Below are 22,596 nucleotides of genomic sequence, written 5' to 3' on the forward strand. Positions count from 1 at the left end.
CCTCCGCCCTCAACGCCAGCATCTGGCGACGCAACCGCTGACCGCTGCACCCCCCAGCAGGCGAACCCCGTCGTCGGTCGGCTGTGGCAGGGTCGCGAGCATGACCGACTCGACGGACGACAACTCGACGGACGACAAGCGGACGATGAGCCCCGCCGACGTCGCGGCCGAGCTCCTCGACGACTGGCGCTACCTCGCCGGCGCGCTCCATGCGCGCTTCGCGACCGGCAGCTTCGCCACGGGGCTCGCGCTGGTCAACGACATCGGCGCCTCCGCCGAGACCGCCGACCACCACCCCGACCTCGACCTGCGCTACCCCTTCGTGTCGGTCCGGCTCAGCAGCCACGACGTCGGCGGCGTCACCCAGCGCGACGTGCGTCTGGCCCGCGAGATCACCGACCACGCCGGCCGGCTCGGCGCCACCCCCCGCCCCGACGAGCTGCGCGTCGTCGAGTGGGCCCTCGACACCCGCGCCCACGCCGAGGTCGCGCCCTTCTGGGCCGCGGTCCTCGGTCGCCCGGCGCCCGACGCCGACGCCGACGCGCTCGCCGACCCCGACGGCACCGGGCTCGGCGTGTGGTTCCAGGACGCGCCCGGGGCGACGTCCACCGTCGAGCGTCCGGCCGAGCAGCGCTGGCACGTCGACGTCACCGTCCCGGTCGAGACCGCCGAGCGGCGGGTCCAGGAGGCGCTCGCCGCCGGAGGCACCCTGGTCAGCGACGCCCGCAAGCCCAGCTTCTGGGTGCTCGCCGACGCCCACGGAAACCAGGCCTGCGTCTGCACCGCCATCGGCAGCACCGAGGAGGTGCCGGTCGATGACTCAGGCGCCTGACGACGACCGACCCCTCCTCGGCGGTCACGACGTCGAGGCCGAGCTGCTGGCCGACTGGCGCCTGCTGTTCGACGCCCTGCACGCCCGGTTCGAGACCGGTGACTTCGCCACCGGCGTGCGACTGGTCGAGGCGATCGGCGCGGCTGCCGACGCGGCCGACCACCACCCCGACGTCGACCTGACCTACCCCCGCGTCGACGTCCGGCTCTCGAGCCACGACGTCGGTGGGGTCACGATGCGCGACGTCCGGCTGGCGCGCGAGATCAGCACCGCCGCCGGCCGGCTCGGGGCCACGCCGCGTCCCGACCGGCTCAGCGTGCTCGAGCTGGGCCTCGACACCGCCGACTTCGCCGAGGTGTCGCCCTTCTGGGCGGCCCTGCTGGGCTACGAGCCCAGCCGTCACCACGACGGCGAGCTGCGCGACCCCGACGGCACGATGCCGACCATCTGGGCGCAGCCGACCGACGCCCACGACACGCCCCGCCAGCGCTGGCACCTCGACCTGCGGGTGCCACCCGAGGTGGCCGAGGACCGCGTCCGCGCGGCCCTCGACGCCGGCGGCACCCTCGTCAGCGCCGCGCGGGCGCCGGCGTTCTGGGTGCTGGCGGACGCCCAGGGCAACCAGGCGTGCGTCACGACCTGGCTGGGGCGCGACGCACCGTCAGCGTGATCCAGTCGTGGTCCGAGCCGGTGGTGGTCCGGCTGATCACGTCGAGCCCGCCGAGCGGCTCGAAGACGGGGTCGTGGCACACGCCGTCGAGCCCGTGGGCCACGTAGCGCACCCCGATCTCGGGGAAGGTGCGGTGCGGGGCGAAGGCCCACGCGTCCTGGACGAAGCGGACCTTGCCGCACGGCACCCGGTAGTTGAAGTCGCCGCCGCCGAGCACCGGCCAGCCGGCCCGCGCGTGGTGGTCGAGCAGGGCCAGCTCGGCGCGCACGTGGGCGCGGTACTCCCGGGTGCCGCGCCACAGCTGTCGCACCGTGCCGTCGCGGCGCTGCACCCACGCGTTGCGGTGGGTCGAGAACGCCAGGGCCCGCTGCCCGTCGGGCAGCACGACGCGGGCCCAGGCCGCCCACCGGTCGTGGGCGACCGGCGAGCGCGGCACCGCCTGCGACATCTTCTCGACGTCGCTGGCGACCACCTCGACGTCGCCGCGCACCAGCAGGGCGACCTCGCGGCTGCCGTGGGTGCCGTCGCGACGCCCGACGTACTGGTAGCCGTCGACCGCGCGCACGACCTCGGGCCAGCCCCCGGCCACCTCGCACAGGACCACGAGGTGGGGCCACCCGTCGACGAGCCGGGCCAGGTCCTGCGCCGGCTGCCGGTTGCGCACCGACAGGTTGGCGACGCGCACGTCGTACATGCCCCCATCATCGGGTGCCGGTGGTGACCGTCCGGAGCGGCCAGATGCTGGGACTGCTGTCCCACCATGTGGGACCGTGGCAGACTCGGCTACGGCTCCGCGGGGTCGACGGCTACGGTGACGTCATGCGTCACGACCTCCTCGTATCCCAGCGGCGTGCTGACTGACCCGACCAGCCAGCACGTCACCCCTCGTCGCCTCCTGTGGCCGAGGGGTTTTTTGTTGTCACGACACCAGTCACCCCCGGTCCACCCATGAACCAAGAAGAGAGAAGCAGCGGATGAGCGCAGAGATCACCGGCGCACAGAGCCTGGTCAAGTCGCTGGAGGCAGCCGGCACCGAGACCATCTTCGGCATCCCCGGCGGGGCCATCCTCCCGGCCTACGACCCGCTCATGGACTCCTCGATCCGCCACATCCTGGTGCGCCACGAGCAGGGGGCCGGCCACGCCGCCCAGGGGTACGCCGCCGCCACCGGTCGGGTCGGGGTCTGCATGGCGACGTCGGGCCCGGGCGCGACCAACCTGGTCACCCCGATCGCCGACGCCCACATGGACTCCGTGCCGATGGTCGCGGTCACCGGCCAGGTCGGCGCGTCGATGATCGGCACCGACGCCTTCCAGGAGGCCGACATCCGCGGCATCACGATGCCGATCACCAAGCACAACTTCCTGGTCACCGACCCGCGCGACATCCCGCGCACGATCGCCGAGGCGTTCCACATCGCCTCCACCGGCCGCCCGGGCCCGGTGCTCGTCGACATCGCCAAGTCGGCGCTGCAGGCGCAGACCACCTACGACTGGCCCTCCGAGATCCACCTGCCCGGCTACCGCCCGGTGACCCGCCCCCACGCCAAGCAGATCCGCGAGGCGACCCGCCTGCTGCTCGAGGCCCGCAAGCCGGTCCTCTACGTCGGCGGCGGCACCATCCGCGCCAACGCCTCGCGCGAGCTGCTCGCGCTGGCCGAGCTGACCGGCATCCCGGTCGTCACCACGCTGATGGCGCTCGGGGCCTTCCCCGACAGCCACCCGCAGCACCTCGGCATGCCCGGCATGCACGGCACCGTGGCCGCCGTCGCCGGCCTGCAGAAGAGCGACCTCATCATCAGCCTCGGCGCTCGCTTCGACGACCGGGTCACCGGCAACCTCGACTCCTTCGCCCCCGGCGCGAAGGTGATCCACGCCGACATCGACCCCGCCGAGATCGGCAAGAACCGCCACGCCGACGTGCCGATCGTGGGTGACGTCCGCGAGGTGCTGATCGACCTGCACGCCGCGCTGGCGGCCGAGGCCGAGGCCGGCCACACCGGCGACTACGAGGGCTGGGTGTCGTTCCTGTCCGGGGTCAAGGCGACCTACCCGCTCGGCTATGACAAGCCGGCCAACGGCCTGTCCCCGCAGTACGTCATCGAGCGGCTCGGCGCGATCGCCGGCCCCGACACGATCTACACCTCCGGCGTCGGGCAGCACCAGATGTGGGCGGCGCACTACGTCAAGTACCAGAAGCCGCGCACCTGGCTCAACTCCGGCGGCCTGGGCACGATGGGCTACTCCGTGCCCGCGGCGATGGGCGCCAAGGTCGGCATGCCCGACACCACGGTGTGGGCCATCGACGGCGACGGGTGCTTCCAGATGACCAACCAGGAGCTCGCGACCTGCGCGATCAACGACATCCCGATCAAGGTCGCGATCATCAACAACGAGTCGCTCGGCATGGTGCGCCAGTGGCAGACACTGTTCTACAACGAGCGCTACTCCAACACCGACCTGCACTCCAAGCGCATCCCCGACTTCGTCAAGCTCGCCGACGCCTACGGCTGCATCGGCCTGGCCTGCGAGTCGCCCGACGACGTCGACGCCACCATCGACAAGGCCATGCAGATCAACGACGTCCCCGTCGTGGTCGACTTCCGCGTGCACCGCGACGCGATGGTGTGGCCGATGGTCGCCGCCGGCACCAGCAACGACGAGATCAAGTACGCCCGTGACCTCGCCCCCGACTTCGCCGAGAACGACCTCTGAGTCCCGGAGACACGACATGACCACGCACACGCTCTCCGTCCTCGTCGAGAACAAGCCCGGCGTCCTGGCCCGCATCGCCGGGCTGTTCAGCCGGCGCGGCTTCAACATCGACTCCCTCGCGGTCGGCCCGACCGAGCACCCTGAGGTCTCGCGGATGACCATCGTGGTCAACGTCGAGTCCTCGCCCCTCGAGCAGGTCACCAAGCAGCTCAACAAGCTCGTCGAGGTCATCAAGATCGTCGAGCTCGACCCGACGACCTCGGTGACCCGCGAGCTGGTCATGGTCAAGGTCGCGGCCAACGTCGAGACCCGGGGTTCGGTGCTGGAGATCGTGCAGCTGTTCCGGGCCAAGGTCATCGACATCGCCCCCGACGCGATCGCCATGCAGATCACCGGCAACGCCGGCAAGATCGCCGACTTCCTCACGATGCTCGAGCCCTTCGGCATCCGCGAGCTCGTCCAGTCCGGCCAGGTCGCGATCGGCCGCGGCTCCCGCTCCATCTCCGAGCGCTCCCTGCGCCCGGTCGCCGTCCCGGTCGCGCCGGCCCACGCCGGCTGACCCCTCGACACCCATCCCCACCCACCAGCACGACAACCCGAAGGAGAAGCCCTCGTGGCTGAGATTTTCTACGACGCCGACGCCGACCTGTCCCTGATCCAGGGCAAGAACGTGGCCGTCATCGGCTACGGCTCGCAGGGTCACGCCCACGCGCTCAACCTGCGTGACTCCGGTGTCGACGTCCGCGTCGGGCTGGCCGAGGGCTCCAAGAGCAAGGCCAAGGCCGAGGAGGCTGGCCTGAAGGTCCTGCCCGTCGCCGAGGCCGTCGAGGAGGCCGACGTCGTCGTGATCCTCACCCCCGACCAGGTGCAGCGCCACGTCTACGCCGAGTCGATCGAGCCCCACCTCGCCGAGGGCGACACCCTGGTCTTCGGCCACGGGTTCAACATCCGCTTCGGCTACATCAAGGCCCCCGAGGGCGTCGACGTCATCCTTGTGGCGCCCAAGGCCCCCGGCCACACCGTGCGCCGCGAGTACGAGGCCGGGCGCGGCATCCCCGACATCATCGCGGTCGAGCAGGACGCCAGCGGCACCGCCTGGGACCTCGCCAAGTCCTACGCCAAGGCCATCGGCGGCACCCGCGCCGGCGTCATCAAGACCACCTTCACCGAGGAGACCGAGACCGACCTCTTCGGCGAGCAGGCCGTGCTCTGCGGCGGTGTCTCCCACCTGGTCCAGGCCGGGTTCGAGACCCTCACCGAGGCCGGCTACCAGCCCGAGATCGCCTACTTCGAGGTGCTCCACGAGCTCAAGCTCATCGTCGACCTGATGTGGGAGGGCGGCATCGCCAAGCAGCGGTGGAGCATCTCCGACACCGCCGAGTACGGCGACTACGTCTCCGGCCCGCGCATCATCGACGCCTCGGTCAAGGCTCGCATGGGCGAGGTGCTCGCCGAGATCCAGGACGGCACCTTCGCCGAGCGCTTCATCGCCGACCAGGACAACGGCGCGACCGAGTTCAACGCGCTGCGCGAGAAGGAGGCCGGCCACTCCATCGAGGCGACCGGCAAGGCGCTGCGCGCCCACTTCTCGTGGCAGCAGGCCGACTCCGACTACGTCGAGGGCTCCGCCGCCCGCTGACGCAACGGCCACACCAACCACACGTTGGTCGAGGAGGTCGCCCGCGACCGTCACGAGACCACGTCACCGCAGCCGGTCCCGGGAACCTCCCCGGGACCGGCTGCGGTGCTCTCGATCGGCTCGTGCGACCTCGTTCCTCGCAGGGCCTCTGCTCACTTCACCTCGGAGCGCAGCACCATCCGCAGCCCGACCGCGAGCGGCACGACCAGCCACACGAAGGTCGTCACCGCGAGCTGGGCCCACTGGGTCGCGGTGAGCGCCCCGTCGAACAGCGGCACCTGCGCGTAGTTGTAGTCGATCCAGCCGCGGGCGTCGGCGAACCAGTCCTGGCTGGCGGCCAGCAGCTCGGTGAGCCCGGCCAGGACGAACGCGTAGACGAAGTAGGCCACGATGGCGGCCGCCGAGCTGCGCAGCAGCACCCCGAGCATGAAGCCGACCATCAGGCCGATCACCTGGGCCAGCGTGATCAGGGCGAGCTCGCTCACCGAGACGTCCCACACGGTGTCGAGGCCGGCGATCGCGCTGCCGACGACGTTGCCGACCGCACCGACGGCGGCGGCGAGGACGATCGAGACGACCCCGACACCGACCGAGCAGAGGGCCTTGGCGCCGATCACCCGGCCGCGGCCGGGCACGAACGTGAAGGTCGTCAGGCCGGTGCGCTGGCTCCACTCGCCGGTCACCGACAGCACGGCGATGACGGGCAGGATGACGGTCATCGGGATGCCGATCGCCGACGCGTAGGCCTCGTAGGTGAGCTTGTCGTCGGGGGCGAACAGCACGACGGCCCCGGTGGCCAGGACCGCGAGGATGCCGATGCTCGCCATCAGCCAGAAGCCGGAGCGGGTGTCGAACATCTTGCGCAGCTCGACCGACACGACCCGCGAGAACGGGATCGGGTCGAACGTGCGGGCCTCGGTGGCCCCGTTGTCGGCGGGGGTGGTGCCGGGGACGGTGGTGGCGCTCATGCGGCGACTCCTTCGCGCTGGGTGGTGGCGGTGAGCTCGAGGAACATCTCCTCCAGGCCGGCGCCGTCGGCGGCGCGCAGCTCGAGCAGGGGTACGCCGGCGGCGTGGGCGACCTTGCCGACCAGCTCGGCGTCGGCGTCGGCCCGGAACCCGCCGTCGAGCGGCGAGAAGGTGACGGCCGACTCGGTCAGGGCCCGGTGCAGGGCGTCGAGGTCGCGGGCGCGCACCAGCGTGCCGGACCCGGCGAGCAGCTCGGCCTTGGTCCCGGAGGCGACGATGCGCCCGTTGCCGATGACGACCAGGTCGTCGGCGACGACCTCGATCTCGTGCAGCAGGTGCGACGACAGCAGGACGCTGCCGCCGGCGTCGGCGTAGCCGCGCAGCAGGTCGCGCATCCACCGGATGCCGGCGGGGTCGAGACCGTTGGCCGGCTCGTCGAGGACCAGCGAGGCCGGGTCACCGATCAGGGCGACCGCGATGCCGAGCCGCTGGCGCATCCCGAGGGAGTAGTGCCGGACCCGGCGCTGCGACTCCTCCTCGGTCAGGCTGACCCGCTCGAGCATCGCGTCGACCCGGTCCGCCGGCAGCCCGAGCGTCCGCTGGGCGATCGTGAGGATCTCCCGGCCGGTGCGTCCGGCGTGCTGCGCGGAGGCGTCGAGCAGGACGCCGACCTCGCGACCCGGGTTGGGCAGGTCGACGAAGCGACGCCCGCCGATGGTGGCGGTGCCCTCGGTCGCCGGGGTGAGCCCGACCAGGACGCGCATCGTGGTGGACTTCCCGGCGCCGTTGGGCCCCAGGAACCCGGTCACGCGACCGGGCCGGGCCACGAACGACACGTCGTCGACGGCGGTGAAGGACCCGTAGGTCCGGGTGAGGTTCTCGACTCTGATCATGCTCCGCAGCCTGGCCGGGCGCGGGCCCCTGCCGCATCGGGGACACCGCTGAGCCCGACCCCGGACCTTCCCGCGCGACGGCCTCGGGGACACCTCAGGGGCAGTCTCAGGGTCCCCCGCACGCCGACCCGTCGCGTAGACGCGACGGGTCACCGCGAAATCCTGCCGACCCGTCGCGTAGACGCGACGGGTCGACGAGGGATGGGGCTGGTGTGACCCGTGTGACGGTGTTCGCGGTCGGTTCGGACGACGCGCCGTGCCGGCTCCCGGGACGCCGCCCTCGCGGTCCGTAGCGTGGTCGGCGACACGGTGACACGGTGAGGACAGCGTCGAAGGAGCGGGATGGGTGAGCGGCGCGTGACCGAGCGCCGGTCCGACATCCAGGGCCTGCGCGCGGTCGCCGTCTTGACCGTGATCGCGGCCCACTACGGCCTGCCGGGCGCCCAGGGCGGCTTCCTGGGCGTCGACGTCTTCCTGGTCATCTCGGGCTTCCTCATCACCCAGCTGCTGCTCGCCGAGGTGGGCCGCAGCGGACGGCTCTCGCTGCGCGACTTCTACGCCCGCCGGGCCCGGCGCATCCTGCCGGCCGCCACGCTCGTGCTCGTCGCCACCGTCGCGTTCTCGACGGTCGTGCTCGGGGCGGCCGCGGCGCTCGAGACGGTCCGCGACGCGGCCTGGGCGACCGTCTTCGCCGCCAACGTCCGCTTCTCATCGGTCGGCACCGACTACTTCGCGCGCGACCAGGTGACCTCGCCGCTGCAGCACTACTGGTCGCTGTCGGTCGAGGAGCAGTTCTACGTCGTGTGGCCGTTGCTGGTGATCGTCTGCCTGCTGGTCCTGGGGCGGCGCCGGGGTGGTCGGCGGGCGACGTGGCCGCTGCTCGTCGTCCTCGCCGCCGGGGTCGGGGTCTTGTTCGCCTACGCCGTCCGGCTCTCCCACACCGAGCCCGTCGCGGCCTACTTCTCCGCGCCCGCCCGGGCCTGGGAGCTCGGGGTGGGGGCGCTCGTCGCGCTGGTCGGCGCCCGGGTCAGTGCGCCCCTGGGCGCCCGCGCCCGCGCGCTCCTGACGACCACGGGCCTGGTCGGCATCACCCTGGCGGTCACCACCTTCGACAAGTCCACGCAGTCGCGCGCCGAGTTCGTGGCGGTGCCCGTGCTCGCCGCCGCGATGGTGCTGCTGGCCGGCATCCGCCACGGCGACGACGTCGCGCCACCCACCTGGCCGCAACGGCTGCTCGGGGTCGCCCCGCTGCGCGCGATCGGCGACTGGTCGTTCTCGCTCTACCTGTGGCACTGGCCGCTGCTGGTGATCCTCGAGGCCCGCTACGGCACCGTCTCGCCGCTGGCCCGGGTCGACCTCGTGCTGCTGTCCCTGGCGCTGGCCGCCCTGACCTACCGCTGGGTCGAGCAGCCGCTGCGCAACCCGGTACGGGTCACTCGCCGGCGCGCGCTCTCGCTCTACCCCGCCTCGGTGGGCCTGCTGGCCGCGGCCTGCGCCGTCAGCTCGGTCGTCGTGCACCAGGAGGCCTCGACCTACGGCGAGGGCCCAGCCATCACGGTCCAGGGCTCGCAGGTCACCGACGCCCCCCACGCGGTGCTGAGCCCCGACCCCGTCGTCGCGCTGGTCCAGGCCTCCGTCTACGCCGGGGAGCGCGGTCGGCCGGTGCCCCGGGTGCTGCGCCCCGGCCGCCTCGACCTCGCCGACAGCATCGCCGGGGTCGGCGCCTGCGACTACAGCCCGGCCGACGCGCGCCAGGTCTGCCCGCGCGGCGACGTCGACGCCGACCGCTCGATCGTGGTCATCGGCGACTCCCACGCCCGGATGTGGATCTCGGCGTTCGAGCGGATCGCGGCGCGCGAGGGCTACCGCACCTACTACTTCGTCAAGCCGCTGTGCACCGCGGCCGACGTGGTGGTCAGCGACCTCACCGGCGCGCCGTGGGGTGACTGCAGCGCGTTCCGGCACTGGGCCTTCGACCAGGTCGACGCCCTGCGCCCGGCGCTCACCGTGGTGGCGAGCACCGCCCCCGAGGGTGCGGTCCACACGGCCGACGGGCCCGTGGAGCCCGACGACCCGCGCCGCGCCGCCGTCATGCAGCAGGGCTGGGGCCGCACCTTCACGCGGCTCGCGTCGTCGTCGGGCGACGTGCGCCTGATCCGCGACGTCCCGCTCGCCGACGTCGCCCCCGGTGCCTGCCTCGACCGCGGTGACCCCGACCTCGGCGACTGCCTCTTCACGCCCGAGCCGGCCCACGAGGCCGAGGCCGACGTGTCGGTGCGCGCGGCCGCGCTCGACGGCGTCCCGGTCGTCGACCCGCGGCCCTGGCTGTGCTGGCGCGGACGCTGCGCGGCCGTCGTCGGCGACGTCATCCCCTACATCGACCGCAGCCACCTGACCGCCGTCTACGCCGCGCTGCTGGGGGAGTCCCTCGGTCGCCGCCTCGGGATCTGGACGGCTTAGGGAACCCTTACTGAGGTAGACCTCACTTTGGTTAGGCAAACCTCACTAGATGGGCGTAGCATCGCCTGCGTGCTCGCCAACTACCTGATCGGTCTGCGTGAGGGCCTCGAGGCGGCCCTCGTGGTCACGATCCTGGTCGCCTACCTCGTCAGGACCGACCGGCGCGACCTGCTGCCCCGCATCTGGGCCGGCGTCGGCGTCGCGGTCCTGGTCAGCCTCGCCTTCGGCGCAGCGCTGACCTTCGGCCCGCGCGGCCTGACCTTCGAGGCCCAGGAGACGATCGGCGGCGGACTCTCGCTGGTCGCGGTCGGCTTCGTGACCTGGATGATCTTCTGGATGGCGCGCACGGCCCGCTCGTTGAGCGGCGAGCTGCGCGGCCGGGTCGACCGGGCCGCCGAGGGCGGACGGTGGTCGCTGGTCCTGGTCGCCGTCCTGGCCGTGGGGCGCGAGGGTCTCGAGACCGCGCTGTTCCTGTGGGCCGCGACCCAGGCCGGTACCCGCGACGCGGTCGGGACGGTCGCCCCCACCTGGCAGCCGCTCCTGGGCGCCGCGCTCGGCCTCGCGACCGCGGTGGCCCTCGGCGTGGCGCTCTACCGCGGCGCGATCAGGATCGACCTCAGCCGGTTCTTCACCGGCACCGGGGCGTTCCTGATCGTGGTCGCCGCCGGGGTCCTGGCCTACGGCGTGCACGACCTGCAGGAGGCCGGCGTGCTGCCCGGCCTCGACGCCTTGGCCTTCAACGTCTCCGACACCATCGCACCGACCAGCTGGGTGGGGGCGCTCCTCAAGGGCGTCCTCAACTTCTCCCCGGCCACGACCTGGCTCGAGGCCGCCGCCTGGCTGCTGTACGCCGTCCCGGTCATGACCCTCTTCCTGCTCGGCGTACGCCGCCGCGGCGCGGCCGCCACCCCGGCGCCCGCGCCGGTCGCGGCCCGCTGACCTACGGGCCCGCCCACTCCCACCGAACCTCACCACGCAAAGGACCCTCTCGTGCGCACCACCCTGCTCCTGACCGGCGTCCTCCTGGCCGCGCCGGTGCTCGCCGGCTGCACCGACAACGCCACCGGCAGCGACGCCGCCGGCTCCGACGACCGGTCGTTCACCGTCGCCGCCTCCGACGACGCGTGCGACGTGTCCGGCAGCCAGGCCCCCTCGGGCGCGCTGCGGTTCGACGTGACCAACACCGGCTCGCAGATCACCGAGTTCTACCTGCTCGCCGACGACGGGCTGCGCATCATCGGCGAGGTCGAGAACATCGGCCCCGGCGTCTCCCGGTCGCTGACCATCAAGGCCCCGGCCGGCGACTACCTGACCGCCTGCAAGCCCGGCATGAGGGGCGACGGCATCCGGGCCGCGTTCACCGTCACCGCGTCCGACGACGGCGAGCAGCAGCTCAGCGCCTCCGACCAGCAGCGCGTCGACGAGGCTCTGGCCGGCTACCGGCTCTACGTGCGCGACCAGTCCGCGCAGCTGCTCGACAAGACCGCGCGGTTCGTCGCGCTCTACAAGGCCGGGCAGGACGACCGGGCGCGGGCGCTCTACCCCGAGGCCCGCACCCACTGGGAGCGCATCGAGACCGTCGCCGAGTCCTTCGGCGACCTCGACCCGCTGATGGACGCGCGCGAGGCCGACCTCGAGCCCGGCGAGGACTGGACCGGCTGGCACCGGCTCGAGAAGGACCTGTGGCCCGCAGAGGCCGGGGCCTACCGCGCGATGACCCCGGCCCAGCGGGCGACGTACGCCGACGACCTGCTCGCCAACACTCGCACCCTCGACGACAGGATCCAGGACCTCGACTACACCGTCGACGCCGTCGCCAACGGCTCGCGCGGCCTGCTCGAGGAGGTCGCCAGCGGCAAGGTGACCGGCGAGGAGGAGACCTGGTCGCACACCGACCTGTGGGACTTCCAGGCCAACGTCGACGGCGCCCGCGTCGCCTTCGAGGGCCTCGAGCCGATCGTGGCCGACCACGACCCCGCCCTCGCCGAGCAGCTCACCACCCGGTTCGAGCAGCTGCAGGTGCTGCTCGACGCGCAGCGCACCGCCGACGGCTTCCGGCTCTACACCGACCTGACGCAGCCGGAGGTCAAGGCGCTCGCCGACGCGGTCAACGCGCTCTCCGAGCCGCTGTCGCACCTGACCGCCGCGATCGTCTGAGCGTCGTGGCCGCCGCACGGATCTCGCGCCGGGGACTCCTCGGGGGCGGCGTCGCCGCCGGGCTGGCCGGCGGCTTCGCGGCCGGGCGCGCCAGTGCCGACGACACCGTGACGCCCGCCGTCACGTCGTACGCCTTCCGCGGCGAGCACCAGGCCGGCATCGTCACCCCGGCCCAGGACCGGCTCCACTTCGCCGCCTTCGACCTGACCACCGACGACCGCGACGAGGTCGTGGCCCTCCTGCAGGACTGGACGGCCGCCGCCGAGCGGCTCACCCGCGGCGACGGCGCCGGCGAGGTCGGGCCCGTCGACGGCGCCCCCGAGCTGCCGCCCGACGACACCGGCGAGGCGATCGGGCTGCCGCCGTCGCGGCTGACGATCACCTTCGGCTTCGGCCCGACGTTCTTCGACAGGCTCGCCCTCGCCGACCGGCGTCCGGCCGCGCTGCGCCGGCTGCCGCACTTCCCGGCCGACGTGCTGCGCCCCGAGATCTCCGACGGCGACCTGTGCGTCCAAGCGTGTGCCGACGACCCGCAGGTCGCCTTCCACGCCGTGCGCAACCTGACCCGGATCGCGTTCGGCCGGGCCTCGATGCGCTGGTCGCAGCTCGGCTTCGGCCGTACGTCGTCGACCAGCACCACCCAGGACACCCCGCGCAACCTGTTCGGCTTCAAGGACGGCACCGCCAACGTCAAGGCCGAGCAGCCCGAGGTCCTCGACGCCCACGTGTGGGTCGGCGCCGACGACGACCCGGCCGGCGGGTGGCTGGCCGGCGGGTCCTACCTGGTCGCCCGCCGGATCTCGATGTCCATCGAGACCTGGGACCGCCAGCCGCTGGTCGACCAGGAGGCCATCGTCGGCCGCACCAAGGGCGAGGGTGCGCCGCTGGGCGGCACCGCCGAGCACGACGAGCCCGACCTCGGGGCCGTCACCGGGCTCGCACCGACCATCCCCGTCGACGCCCACGTGCGCGTCGTCCACCCCTCGCAGCACGGTGGCGCCCAGATGCTGCGCCGCGGCTACAACTTCGTCGACGGCAGCACCCCCCTCGGGGCGCTCGACGCGGGCCTGTTCTTCCTCGCCTTCGTGCGCGACCCCGACACCCAGTTCATCCCGGTCCAGCAGGCGATGGCGTCCACCGACGCGATGATGGAGTACCTCGAGGTCACCGGGTCGGCCCTGTTCGCCGTCCCTCCCGGCGTCGGCCCCGGCGAGTACGTCGGGCAGGGGCTCCTCGTCTGAGCGCGACCTGTGCGACCTGTGCGACCGGGCCCGCCCGAGGGCGACAACGACCACCCGGGGTGCGATCCTGAGGAGGGGGTCCTCGAGAGACCGAGGGAAGAGAGAGATCCATGGCATCGATCCTGGTAGCAGACGACGACGACGACATGCGCCTGGTGCTGCAGATCGCCCTGGAGCTGCACGGCCACACCGTGACCCAGGCGAGCAACGGCACCGACGCGCTCGAGGTCTGCCTGCACGACGGCGTCGACGTGGCCCTGCTCGACGTCACGATGCCCGGCCTGGAAGGGCCCGAGGTCGTGGCCCGGGTCCGGGCCGACCCCGACCGGCACGACCTGCCGATCCTGCTGGTCTCGGCCAACTCGCGCTACGAGGACATCGACCGCGGCCTGGCGGCCGGCGCCGACGACTACATCACCAAGCCCTTCCAGACCTTCGAGCTGCACCGGCGCGTCGAGCGCATGGTCTGGCTCGGCCAGGACCTCAACGCCGTCGAGGAGCGCAACAACCTGCGCGAGCGCGCCAAGGCGGCCCTGGCCCGGATCGACCCGCGCCGGGCCTGACCCCGGCCATGGCGCAGCCGGGCGCCACCGCGAGGTTCGCAGGCCCGCCCTAGCGGCCGGTGACCACCGGGGTCAGCACGACGACCTCGACCGGCGACCGGGCGAAGCGTCGCGCCCAGCCGCGCTCCTCGCGCAGCCGGCCCCGGGCCTCGGTCCAGGTGCGGCCCGAGCGGACGATCGTGGCGGTGGCGTCGAGCTCCTCGCGCCGACCGCCGCGCTCGAGCAGGGCGACCGACACCCCGAGCGACTCGCGGCCGGCGAGCAGGTCCTCGAGCTGGGGCGGGACCGCGGCGACCAGCCGGGTGTCGGGCAGCCGCACGGCGTGCACCTGCATGGTGGTCTCGCCGGCCGTGATCGTCGCTCGCACGAGTCCAGCCAACCACTCCGCGCGCGCGGCGGGGCCCGCTCGGGCGGGTGAGGCGCGGGTCGTGCCCTCCTAGGGTGCGGCGAGGTCCACCACGCGGTCGACTCCGACGTCGTCGAGGAAGGCCGGGTCGTGGCTGACCACCACCAGCGCGCCGCGGTAGCCGGCCAGCGCCGACACCAGCGCGTCGTACGACGCCAGGTCGAGGTTGTTGGTCGGCTCGTCGAGCAGCAGCAGCTGCGGAGCGGGGTCGGCCAGCAGGACCCGCGCCAGCGACGCCCGGAAGCGTTCGCCACCCGAGAGGGACCCGGCCTGCCGGTCGGCGCGGGCGCCGCGGAACAGGAAGCGCGCCAGCGAGGCGCGCACCACCTGGGGGTCGACCCCGGGCGCGGCGGCCTGCACGTTGGCCGCGACGCTGAGGGCGTCGTCGAGCTGGCCGGGCCCGGTCAGGCGCTGGGGGAGGAGCCCTACGGGCACCCGCACGCGGACCTCGCCCGAGCGGGGTGGCAGCAGCCCCGCGACGGTGTGCAGCAGGGTCGTCTTGCCGGCGCCGTTGGGGCCGACGACGGCGACCCGGTCGGGGCCGCTGACGTCGAGGTCGACCGTGGCACCGGTGCGCAGCACCAGGTCGTGCGTGCTCAGCACGACGCGCCCGCGCGGCACGGCGGTCGCCGGCAGGTCGACACGGATCTCGCGGTCCTCGCGCAGCAGCGACTCGGCCTCGACGAGTCGCTCGCGGGCCGTGTCGAGGCGGTCGTCATGGATCCGTCGGTACGACGCCGCGTTCTTCTCGGAGCGGTTCCTCCAGAAGTCCTGGGCGCCCTGGGGCATGTTGGTGGTGGCCGCGTTGCGGGCGCCCTGCCGCTTGCGTTGCGCGAGCAGGCGCTCGGCCTCGGCCCGGTCGGCGCGCTGGCGCTTCACGTCGGCCCGGGCCGCGGTCACCGCCTGCGCGGCGGCCTCCTGCTCGGTCGCCACCTGCTCGGCGTACGCCGTCCAGCCGCCGCCGTACCAGCGCACCGAGCCGTCGCGCAGGTCGCCGATGCGGTTGACGTGCTCGAGCAGCGCCCGGTCGTGGCTGACCAGCAGCAGCGAGCCGGGCCACGTCGAGACCAGGTCGACCAGCCGGGCGCGGGCGTCGGCGTCGAGGTTGTTGGTGGGTTCGTCGAGCAGCAGGACGTCGGGCGGGTCGAGCACGAGCCGTGCCAGGCCGAGCTGGACGACCTCACCACCCGACAGCTCGCCCAGACGCCGGTCGAGGACGTCGGCCGGCAGGCCCAGCCGGGCCAGCGACGCGACGGCGCGCTCGGCGACGTCCCAGCCGCCGTCGCCGACGGCGTCGTAGTCGTCGGGGTCGACCGAGCCGGCCTCGATCGCGGCCAGGGCCTCGAGGGTCGCGGCGATGCCGAGGACGTCGACGACCGCGCGGTCGGTGTCGAGCGTGAGGTCCTGGGGCAGGTAGCCGACCCGGCCGCGGACGCTGACGTGGCCCGAGGTCGGGGCGAGCTCGCCCGCGGCCACGCGCAGCACGGTGGACTTGCCGGCGCCGTTGACGCCGACCAGCGCCGAGCGTCCGGGTGGGACGAGCAGGTCGAGACCGGTCAGGGCGGGCGTGCCGTCGGGCCAGACGACACTGACGCCCGACAGGCGCAGGACGGAGGGGTGGGACGGCATGGCGGAAGCTCCCCAGGGGTGCGGGGTGGACGGAGGTCGGGTGCGGGACCTCACAGCTTCACGACGCGGCCGTTCGTCGGGGGCGGGACACTGCCGACACTAGGCGGTGGCGTCGTGCTCAGCCACCGGTTTACGCGGCCGTCATCCGTGTAGCGTGGCCGCGTCGTGACGGAGGCACAGCGTCGTGCACCCGGTCTGCCCGTCCCCGGACGTCGGAGAACCCCGTGATCCCACCCGCCGGCCGTGCCGTCGTGCTCATCGCCGAGGAGCTGAGCCCTGCCACCGTCGAGGCGCTCGGCCCCGACTTCGAGGTCCGCCACTGCGACGGCGCCGACCGTACGGCGCTGCTCGCCGCGGTCGCCGACGCCGACGCGGTCCTGGTCCGCTCGGCCACCAAGGTCGACGCCGAGGTGCTCGCCGCCGCCCCGCGCCTGCGCGTCGTGGCCCGCGCGGGGGTCGGGCTCGACAACATCGACGTGCGCGCCGCGACGATGGCCGGGGTCATGGTCGTCAACGCGCCGACCTCCAACATCGTCTCGGCCGCCGAGCTCGCGGTGGCGCTGATGCTCGCGGCCGCGCGCCACGTCTCACCGGCCCACGCCGCCCTGCGCGCGGGGGAGTGGAAGCGCGCCCGCTACACCGGCATCGAGCTCTACGAGAAGACCGTCGGCGTGGTCGGCCTGGGCCGCATCGGCGTCCTGGTGGCCCAGCGCCTGGCGGCGTTCGGGATGAACGTCATCGCCTACGACCCCTACGTGCAGGCGGGGCGCGCCGCGCAGGTCGGCGTACGCCTGGTCGACCTCGACACCCTGCTGGCCGAGTCCGACTTCATGAGCGTCCACCTGCCCAAGACGCCGGAGACCATCGGTCTCATCGGGGCCGAGCAGCTCGCCGCGGCCAAGCCCGGCCTGGTGCTCGTCAACGCCGCGCGCGGCGGGATCGTCGACGAGGCGGCGCTCTACGACGCGCTCAAGAACGGGCAGATCGCCGCGGCCGGCCTCGACGTCTTCGCCACCGAGCCGTGCACCGACAGCCCGCTCCTCGAGCTCGACAACGTCGTCGCCACCCCGCACCTCGGGGCGTCGACCGAGGAGGCGCAGGAGAAAGCGGGCCTCTCGGTCGCGCGCTCGGTCGTGCTGGCGCTGGCCGGCGAGCTCGTGCCCGACGCGGTCAACGTGCAGGGCGGCGTGATCGCCGAGGAGGTGCGCCCCGGCATCCCGCTGACCGAGAAGCTCGGCCGCATCTTCACCGGCGTCGCCGGCGAGGTCGCCCAGCAGATCGACGTCGAGGTGCGTGGCGAGATCACCGAGAACGACGTCAAGGTGCTCGAGCTCGCCGCTCTCAAGGGGGTCTTCACCGACGTCATCGAGGACGCCGTCTCCTACGTCAACGCCCCGCTGCTGGCCGCCGAGCGCGGCACCGCCGTACGACTGGTGACCGACACCGAGAGCCCCGACCACCGCAACCTCATCACCATCCGCGGCACCCTCGCCGACGGCTCCCAGGTCTCGGTGTCGGGAACCCTGGTCGGCATCAACCAGCGCGAGCGGCTGGTCGAGGTCAACGGCTACGACATCGACCTCGAGCCCACCGAGCACCTGGCCTTCTTCGCCTACCACGACCGTCCGGGCATGGTCGGCACCGTCGGGCGCCTGCTCGGCGACGCCGGCGTCAACATCGCCGGCATGCAGGTCTCGCGCAACGCCAAGGGCGGCGAGGCGCTGGTCGCGCTCTCGGTCGACACCGCGATCAGCGCCGAGGTGCTCGCCGACATCGAGGCCGCGATGAGCGCCCACTCGGCCCGCACCGTCGACCTCGTCTGAGGCTCGTGGCGGGAGTTTCACCGGCTAGGCGGTGAAACTCCCACTTCTGCGACGAAACTTCTCACCACAAGTGAGAGTTTCACCGCTGAAGCGGTGAAACTCCGCCACCGAAGCGGTGAGGCTCCCGCCGCCTCACGCCACCATCACCCGCGTACGCCGCGCCGCACCGACCGGCCCGCGCTCGCGTACGACGGCCCAGGCGGCCTCGAGCCGGCGGCAGGCCTCGACCAGCTCCTCGGGCGGGTGCGACCACGGCACCCGCACGAACCGGTCCAGCCCGCCCTCGGCAGCGAACGCCGGGCCGGGAGCGACGACGACCCCGCGGCGCTCGGCCTCGTCGGCCAGGGCGGTCGCGCGGGCCACGGGCAGCTCGCACCACACCGCCAGCCCGCCCGCCGGGCGCCGGAACCGCCACTCGGGCAGGTGCTCGGCGAGCGCGGCGAGCAGGGCGTCGCGCTGCTCGCGCAGCCGCTCGCGGTGACGCTCGAGCACCTCGTCGTCGGCCAGCAGCCGGGTCAGCGCGAGCTGCTCCATCACGGGCGCACCGAGGTCGAGGCCGAGGCGGGCGCGGGTCAGTCGCTCCACCTGGTCGTGCGGCGCGCGGACCCAGCCGAGCCGCAGCCCGCCCCAGTGCGACTTGCTGGCGCTGCCGAGCGTGATCGTGCGCGGGTCGAAGACCGCGAAGGGGCGCGGCATCGCCTGCCCGTCGAGGGCGAGCGCCTGGTGCGCCTCGTCGACGACCGCGACGGTGCCCGTGCGCCGCAGGTGGGCCGCGCAGGTGGCCCGGTCGGCCTCGGACATCACGTGGCCGGTGGGATTCTGGAAGTCGGGGATGAGGTAGGCCAGCGTCGGGCGCACCTCGTCGAGCGCCGTGCCCACGGCGTCGAGGTCCCAGCCGTCGGGGTCGACCGGCATCGCGCGCAGCCGCGCGCCGCTGCTGCTGATCGCCTGGGTGGCGTTGGGGTAGACCGGCGACTCGACCAGCACCCGGTCGCGCGGCCCGGTCAGGGCGCGGGCGACCAGCGCCGCCGCAGCCAGCGCGCCCGCGGTCACCACGACCTGGTCGGGGTCGGTGGGCAGGCCGCGCGCGGTGTAGCGCTCGGCGATCGCGGCCTGCAGGGCGGGCAGCCCGGCGGGGAAGTAGCCGTGCCCGCCGAGGTACGCCGGCAGCTCGCCGCCCGCCCAGGCGTAGGCCGCGGCGATGCCGGGCGGGGCGGAGGTCGCCGCGCAGTTGAGGTCGATGGTGCCGGAGTCGCCGGCCCCGCCGCGCCCGGGCGCCAGCGCGCGGTCGTGCGCCCGCGAGCGGCCGCCAGGCACCCGGGTGAAGGTGCCGGCACCACGGCGGGCCTCGGCGTACCCCGCGTCGCGCAGCAGCTGGTAGGCCCGGGTGACCGTCGTGCGCGAGACGTCGAGCACCTCGGTGAGGTCGCGCTCGCTGGGCAGCCGCACGCCCAGGCCGATCCGGCCGTCGCCGACCAGCTCGGTGAGCGTCTCGGCGAGCCCGGCGTAGGCGGGGGAGCGGTCGAAGCCGGCGACGAGGGTGGCCACGCGGCTCGCCGAGATGGTCTGGCCCATGGTGGCCACTCTGACATGATTGGCTATTCAGCAGAAGGCCAATCGGCGTCACGCTCGACAGCGTGACCCTGACCTCGGAGCTCCCGCGGCCCGCCCTCGTCGACCTCGGCCCGCTCGCGCAGCTGCGCGCCGGCCGGTTGCCCGAGCGGCTCGTGCGGCTGCTCGTCGGCCTGGTCCTGTACGGCGTCTCGCTGGCCCTCATGGTGCGCGGCGACCTCGGCCTGGCGCCCTGGGACGTGCTGCACTCGGGGCTGATCCGCCACGTCCCGCTCACCTTGGGCCAGGCCGTTGTGGTGATGAGCTTCGTCGTGCTGCTGCTGTGGGTGCCGCTGCGCGAGATGCCCGGTGTCGGCACCGTCGCCAACGCGCTGGTCGTCGGGTTCTCCGCCGACGCCACGCTCGCCGTGCTCGACGCCCCCGCGCCCCTCGTGGCGCGCGCCGGGCTGATGGTCGGCGGGGTGCTGCTGTGCGGGTTCGCCTCCGCCCTCTACATCGGGGCCCAGCTCGGCCGTGGCCCCCGCGACGGCCTCATGACCGGGCTCGCCCGGCGTACGGGCTGGTCGATCCGCCTGGTGCGCACCGGCCTCGAGGTCGCCGTCGTGCTCGTCGGGCTCACCCTCGGCGGCGTCCTGGGCCTGGGCACGGTGCTCTACGCGCTCGCGATCGGGCCACTCACCCAGCTGCTGCTGCCGGTCTTCCTGGTCGACCTCGACGCTCACCGCGCGGGCCACTGACGCCGCGACGGCGGGACGTCCGCCGGTCACCACGCCGCCGACCCTGGACCGCGTTGTCGGTGGCGCCCCGTAAGGTCGACCACGTGAAGACCCGATGAGCAAGACCGACGAGCTGCGCGCCATGCGCGAGGCCAAGTACGCCCGTGCCCGCGCCGCCACCGGCCGCGCGCCGCTGACCCCCAACGCCCCGGCCACGACCCCACCCGTCGCGCCCGCGGCCGCCAAGGCCGCCAAGCCCGCCAAGCCCGCCGACGCCACCGCCGAGCCGGCGACCGACGCGCTGTGCGGCCACCGCAACATGAGCGGCCGCACCTGCACCCGCGAGCAGGGCCACGCGGCCAAGAGCCACCGCTACTCCTGAGACCTGCCCGCGCCGCCCGGGCGGTGTCCACACCGACCCGGGCCGCGCCGTCGCGACACGAGACGAGCAGCGTCCGAGGTGACAGACTGCGCGCCATGACCGCAGGCACCCCCGAGCAGCCCGCCGCCGGCGAGGCCGCCGTGCAACCCCTCGCCCCGCCCGACCCCGTCGTCACGCTGACCGCGCCGGCCCCGGTCGCCGCGGTCGCGGAGACCGCGGCGCCCAAGATGGCGCCGCCGGTCTCCGCCCAGGCGATGCCCGAGCTCGACGCCAAGGTCGACGGGTTCATGAACGCGCTCACCGCCACGCAGGCCGGCAGCCCCGAGTTCGCCGCGCAGGCCGAGAACGTCCGCACGATGGGCGACGCCGACATCCGCAAGGCGGCCGAGACCTCCAACCGGATGCTCGACAAGCCGGTCACCGCCCTGAAGGAGGGCGGCCTGGCCCAGGGCAGCGCCGTCGGCAAGACCCTGCTCGAGCTGCGCCGCACCGTCGAGGACCTCGACCCCAGCCAGGCCACCGGCACCAAGCGCTGGCTTGACATCCTGCCGTTCGGCGACAAGATCACCGACTACTTCCGCAAGTACCAGTCGGCGCAGACCCAGCTCAACGGCATCCTCCACAGCCTGCGCAACGGCCAGGACGAGCTGCAGCGCGACAACGTCGCGCTCAACCTCGAGAAGACCAACCTGTGGGCCGTCATGGGCCGGCTCAACCAGTACGTCTACGTCGCTGAGCGGCTCGACGCCCGGCTCGCGGCGCGCATCGCCGAGCTCGAGCTCAGTGACCCCGAGGCGGCCAAGGCGCTGAGCCAGGACGTGCTGTTCTACGTGCGCCAGAAGCACCAGGACCTGCTCACCCAGCTCGCGGTGTCGATCCAGAGCTACCTCGCGATCGACATCATCATCAAGAACAACATCGAGCTCATCAAGGGTGTCGACCGCGCCTCGACCACCACGATCTCCGCGCTGCGCACGGCGGTCATCGTCGCGCAGGCGCTGGGCAACCAGAAGCTCGTCCTCGACCAGATCACCGCTCTCAACACCACCACGTCGGGCATGATCCAGCGCACCTCCGAGATGCTCAAGGACAACAGCGCGGCGATCCAGGAGCAGGCGGCGGCCTCGACGATCGGCATCGAGCAGCTGCAGGCGGCCTTCGCCAACATCTACGCCACGATGGACTCCATCGACGAGTTCAAGCTCAAGGCGCTCGACAACATGTCGGCCACGATCGGCGTGCTCGAGACCGAGGTCGAGAAGTCGCGCTCCTACCTCGACCGGGTCCAGAAGCACGACGCCCGCAACGCCCAGGGCACCCTCGACCTGTCCACCCAGCCGCTGAGCTGACCCGGACCGACCACACGTGGGACTGAGGGACTGGTGGGCGAGCAGGCGGGCCGGCAGCGACGCCGGCGATGCCGTCACGCCGTCACCGCAGCCACCCACCGAGCAGGACGTGCTGGCCTCGCTCAACCGGGTGGGCGCGATGCTCGCCGAGGGCAACGCGCCCCCGGTCGTCACCGCGCGGGTCGTGCGGATCGCCCGCACCATCAACGACACCCTGCCGCGCATCCGCAACCTCGGGCTCGGGTCGATGGAGGGCTACTCCGTGGTGGCCACCGCGACGACGTACCTCCCCGAGGCGGTCGGTGCCTACCTGCGGCTGCCGCGCGAGTGGGCCGACACCCGGCCCATCGACGGCTACAAGACCTCGCTGATGGTGCTCGTCGAGCAGCTCGAGCTGCTGGCCGCGACCATGGACAAGATCCTCGACGCCGCCAACAACGCCGACGCGCAGGCGCTGATCGCGCACGGCATGTTCCTCGACGCCAAGTTCGGCCACGCCTCCGACGGTGGTCCCGACCTCCAGCTGGGCACCCCATGACATCCCCACACGCCGGTCGAGGAGGTTCCGCTAGGAACCGTCTC

The 22,596-nt window shown here is 73.2% G+C and carries 21 protein-coding genes; 15 read left to right on the forward strand and 6 right to left on the reverse strand.

Features of this window, described 5'->3' with window-relative positions:
* The first annotated feature begins 100 nt into the window (after positions 1–100).
* On the forward strand, positions 101–832 hold the full coding sequence (locus FZC61_RS18560) for a 4a-hydroxytetrahydrobiopterin dehydratase (protein WP_211357327.1): 732 nt from the start codon (positions 101–103) through the stop codon (positions 830–832).
* Positions 816–1,502 carry a 4a-hydroxytetrahydrobiopterin dehydratase gene (locus FZC61_RS18565; protein ID WP_148615657.1) on the forward strand — a complete coding sequence of 229 codons (687 nt, stop codon included), beginning with the start codon at positions 816–818 and terminating at the stop codon, positions 1,500–1,502. The genes FZC61_RS18560 and FZC61_RS18565 overlap by 17 nt, the downstream gene beginning before the upstream one ends.
* On the opposite strand, the gene FZC61_RS18570 is transcribed toward FZC61_RS18565, so the two are convergent.
* Positions 1,465–2,196: a hypothetical protein gene (locus tag FZC61_RS18570; protein ID WP_148615658.1), complete on the reverse strand. Its 732-nt coding sequence runs from the start codon at positions 2,194–2,196 to the stop codon at positions 1,465–1,467. The genes FZC61_RS18565 and FZC61_RS18570 overlap by 38 nt on opposite strands.
* 280 nt (positions 2,197–2,476) lie before the next feature.
* Here FZC61_RS18570 and FZC61_RS18575 point away from each other — a divergent pair, with 280 nt between their 5' ends.
* Genes FZC61_RS18575 through ilvC form a run of 3 tightly spaced genes read left to right on the forward strand, consistent with a single transcriptional unit; the run spans position 2,477 to position 5,855 of the window.
* Positions 2,477–4,216 carry an acetolactate synthase large subunit gene (locus tag FZC61_RS18575; RefSeq protein WP_148615659.1) on the forward strand — a complete coding sequence of 580 codons (1,740 nt, stop codon included), beginning with the start codon at positions 2,477–2,479 and terminating at the stop codon, positions 4,214–4,216.
* A gap of 16 nt (positions 4,217–4,232) precedes the next feature.
* The gene (ilvN, locus tag FZC61_RS18580) at positions 4,233–4,775 is read left to right on the forward strand and encodes an acetolactate synthase small subunit (RefSeq protein ID WP_148615660.1); all 543 of its coding nucleotides are present in this window, start codon (positions 4,233–4,235) and stop codon (positions 4,773–4,775) included.
* A gap of 54 nt (positions 4,776–4,829) precedes the next feature.
* Positions 4,830–5,855, forward strand: coding sequence for a ketol-acid reductoisomerase (gene ilvC, locus FZC61_RS18585; protein WP_148615661.1), 1,026 nt, complete (start codon positions 4,830–4,832; stop codon positions 5,853–5,855).
* A 152-nt stretch (positions 5,856–6,007) separates the two neighbouring features.
* Here ilvC and FZC61_RS18590 read toward each other — a convergent pair whose 3' ends face one another.
* Both FZC61_RS18590 and FZC61_RS18595 read right to left on the reverse strand, forming a co-directional pair.
* Positions 6,008–6,823, reverse strand: coding sequence for an ABC transporter permease (locus FZC61_RS18590; RefSeq protein ID WP_148615662.1), 816 nt, complete (start codon positions 6,821–6,823; stop codon positions 6,008–6,010).
* A complete protein-coding gene (locus FZC61_RS18595) occupies positions 6,820–7,716 on the reverse strand; it encodes an ABC transporter ATP-binding protein (RefSeq protein WP_211357328.1) in 897 nt (298 codons plus the stop codon). The genes FZC61_RS18590 and FZC61_RS18595 overlap by 4 nt, the downstream gene beginning before the upstream one ends.
* A 342-nt stretch (positions 7,717–8,058) precedes the next feature.
* On the opposite strand from FZC61_RS18595, the gene FZC61_RS18600 reads away from it, so the two are divergent.
* The 5 genes from FZC61_RS18600 to FZC61_RS18620 all read left to right on the forward strand — a co-directional run bounded on the left by FZC61_RS18600 (position 8,059) and on the right by FZC61_RS18620 (position 14,137).
* Positions 8,059–10,176 carry an acyltransferase family protein gene (locus FZC61_RS18600; protein ID WP_148615663.1) on the forward strand — a complete coding sequence of 706 codons (2,118 nt, stop codon included), beginning with the start codon at positions 8,059–8,061 and terminating at the stop codon, positions 10,174–10,176.
* Between the two features lie 69 nt (positions 10,177–10,245).
* A complete protein-coding gene (gene efeU / locus FZC61_RS18605; RefSeq protein ID WP_148615664.1) occupies positions 10,246–11,115 on the forward strand; it encodes an iron uptake transporter permease EfeU in 870 nt (289 codons plus the stop codon).
* Positions 11,116–11,166: 51 nt separating this feature from the next.
* Positions 11,167–12,333: an iron uptake system protein EfeO gene (efeO, locus tag FZC61_RS18610; protein WP_211357329.1), complete on the forward strand. Its 1,167-nt coding sequence runs from the start codon at positions 11,167–11,169 to the stop codon at positions 12,331–12,333.
* A 5-nt stretch (positions 12,334–12,338) separates the two neighbouring features.
* Positions 12,339–13,574, forward strand: a complete 1,236-nt coding sequence (gene efeB / locus FZC61_RS18615) for an iron uptake transporter deferrochelatase/peroxidase subunit (RefSeq protein WP_211357330.1) — start codon at positions 12,339–12,341, stop codon at positions 13,572–13,574.
* Between the two features lie 110 nt (positions 13,575–13,684).
* Entirely contained in the window at positions 13,685–14,137 is a 453-nt protein-coding gene (locus FZC61_RS18620) for a response regulator (RefSeq protein ID WP_148615665.1), read from the forward strand.
* 49 nt (positions 14,138–14,186) lie between these two features.
* Here the strand turns inward: FZC61_RS18620 and FZC61_RS18625 are convergent, their stop codons facing one another.
* Together FZC61_RS18625 and FZC61_RS18630 are read right to left on the reverse strand one after the other, a co-directional pair.
* Positions 14,187–14,504, reverse strand: coding sequence for a hypothetical protein (locus FZC61_RS18625; RefSeq protein WP_148615666.1), 318 nt, complete (start codon positions 14,502–14,504; stop codon positions 14,187–14,189).
* A 69-nt stretch (positions 14,505–14,573) separates the two neighbouring features.
* Complete coding sequence (locus FZC61_RS18630) at positions 14,574–16,172, reverse strand: ABC-F family ATP-binding cassette domain-containing protein (protein ID WP_148615667.1); 1,599 nt, start codon at positions 16,170–16,172, stop codon at positions 14,574–14,576.
* A gap of 224 nt (positions 16,173–16,396) precedes the next feature.
* On the opposite strand from FZC61_RS18630, the gene serA reads away from it, so the two are divergent.
* Complete coding sequence (gene serA / locus FZC61_RS18635; protein WP_246142783.1) at positions 16,397–17,995, forward strand: phosphoglycerate dehydrogenase; 1,599 nt, start codon at positions 16,397–16,399, stop codon at positions 17,993–17,995.
* Positions 17,996–18,127: 132 nt separating this feature from the next.
* Here serA and yczR read toward each other — a convergent pair whose 3' ends face one another.
* Positions 18,128–19,570, reverse strand: coding sequence for a MocR-like transcription factor YczR (gene yczR / locus FZC61_RS18640; RefSeq protein ID WP_148615668.1), 1,443 nt, complete (start codon positions 19,568–19,570; stop codon positions 18,128–18,130).
* A 62-nt stretch (positions 19,571–19,632) separates the two neighbouring features.
* Here yczR and yczE point away from each other — a divergent pair, with 62 nt between their 5' ends.
* The 4 genes from yczE (at position 19,633) to FZC61_RS18660 (ending at position 22,552) form a co-directional block, all read left to right on the forward strand.
* Complete coding sequence (gene yczE, locus FZC61_RS18645; protein ID WP_246142784.1) at positions 19,633–20,304, forward strand: membrane protein YczE; 672 nt, start codon at positions 19,633–19,635, stop codon at positions 20,302–20,304.
* A 94-nt stretch (positions 20,305–20,398) separates the two neighbouring features.
* Positions 20,399–20,665, forward strand: a complete 267-nt coding sequence (locus FZC61_RS18650) for a hypothetical protein (protein ID WP_148615669.1) — start codon at positions 20,399–20,401, stop codon at positions 20,663–20,665.
* 95 nt (positions 20,666–20,760) lie between these two features.
* Positions 20,761–22,014: a toxic anion resistance protein gene (locus FZC61_RS18655; RefSeq protein ID WP_148615670.1), complete on the forward strand. Its 1,254-nt coding sequence runs from the start codon at positions 20,761–20,763 to the stop codon at positions 22,012–22,014.
* Between the two features lie 16 nt (positions 22,015–22,030).
* Positions 22,031–22,552, forward strand: a complete 522-nt coding sequence (locus FZC61_RS18660) for a hypothetical protein (RefSeq protein ID WP_211357331.1) — start codon at positions 22,031–22,033, stop codon at positions 22,550–22,552.
* Positions 22,553–22,596 lie beyond the last annotated feature (44 nt).

Origin of the sequence: Nocardioides rubriscoriae (assembly GCF_008087085.1) — a bacterium.
Lineage (GTDB): Bacteria > Actinomycetota > Actinomycetes > Propionibacteriales > Nocardioidaceae > Nocardioides > Nocardioides rubriscoriae.

Bases quoted from the DNA above. Each gene is read 5' to 3' on its own strand.
- FZC61_RS18560 (WP_211357327.1), top strand. From the start codon at position 101: ATGACCGACTCGACGGACGACAACTCGACGGACGACAAGCGGACGATG.
- FZC61_RS18565 (WP_148615657.1), top strand. From the start codon at position 816: ATGACTCAGGCGCCTGACGACGACCGACCCCTCCTCGGCGGTCACGAC.
- FZC61_RS18570 (WP_148615658.1), bottom strand. From the start codon at position 2,196: ATGTACGACGTGCGCGTCGCCAACCTGTCGGTGCGCAACCGGCAGCCG.
- FZC61_RS18575 (WP_148615659.1), top strand. From the start codon at position 2,477: ATGAGCGCAGAGATCACCGGCGCACAGAGCCTGGTCAAGTCGCTGGAG.
- ilvN (WP_148615660.1), top strand. From the start codon at position 4,233: ATGACCACGCACACGCTCTCCGTCCTCGTCGAGAACAAGCCCGGCGTC.
- FZC61_RS18590 (WP_148615662.1), bottom strand. From the start codon at position 6,823: ATGAGCGCCACCACCGTCCCCGGCACCACCCCCGCCGACAACGGGGCC.
- FZC61_RS18595 (WP_211357328.1), bottom strand. From the start codon at position 7,716: ATGATCAGAGTCGAGAACCTCACCCGGACCTACGGGTCCTTCACCGCC.
- FZC61_RS18600 (WP_148615663.1), top strand. From the start codon at position 8,059: ATGGGTGAGCGGCGCGTGACCGAGCGCCGGTCCGACATCCAGGGCCTG.
- FZC61_RS18620 (WP_148615665.1), top strand. From the start codon at position 13,685: ATGGCATCGATCCTGGTAGCAGACGACGACGACGACATGCGCCTGGTG.
- FZC61_RS18630 (WP_148615667.1), bottom strand. From the start codon at position 16,172: ATGCCGTCCCACCCCTCCGTCCTGCGCCTGTCGGGCGTCAGTGTCGTC.
- yczR (WP_148615668.1), bottom strand. From the start codon at position 19,570: ATGGGCCAGACCATCTCGGCGAGCCGCGTGGCCACCCTCGTCGCCGGC.
- FZC61_RS18650 (WP_148615669.1), top strand. From the start codon at position 20,399: ATGAGCAAGACCGACGAGCTGCGCGCCATGCGCGAGGCCAAGTACGCC.
- FZC61_RS18655 (WP_148615670.1), top strand. From the start codon at position 20,761: ATGACCGCAGGCACCCCCGAGCAGCCCGCCGCCGGCGAGGCCGCCGTG.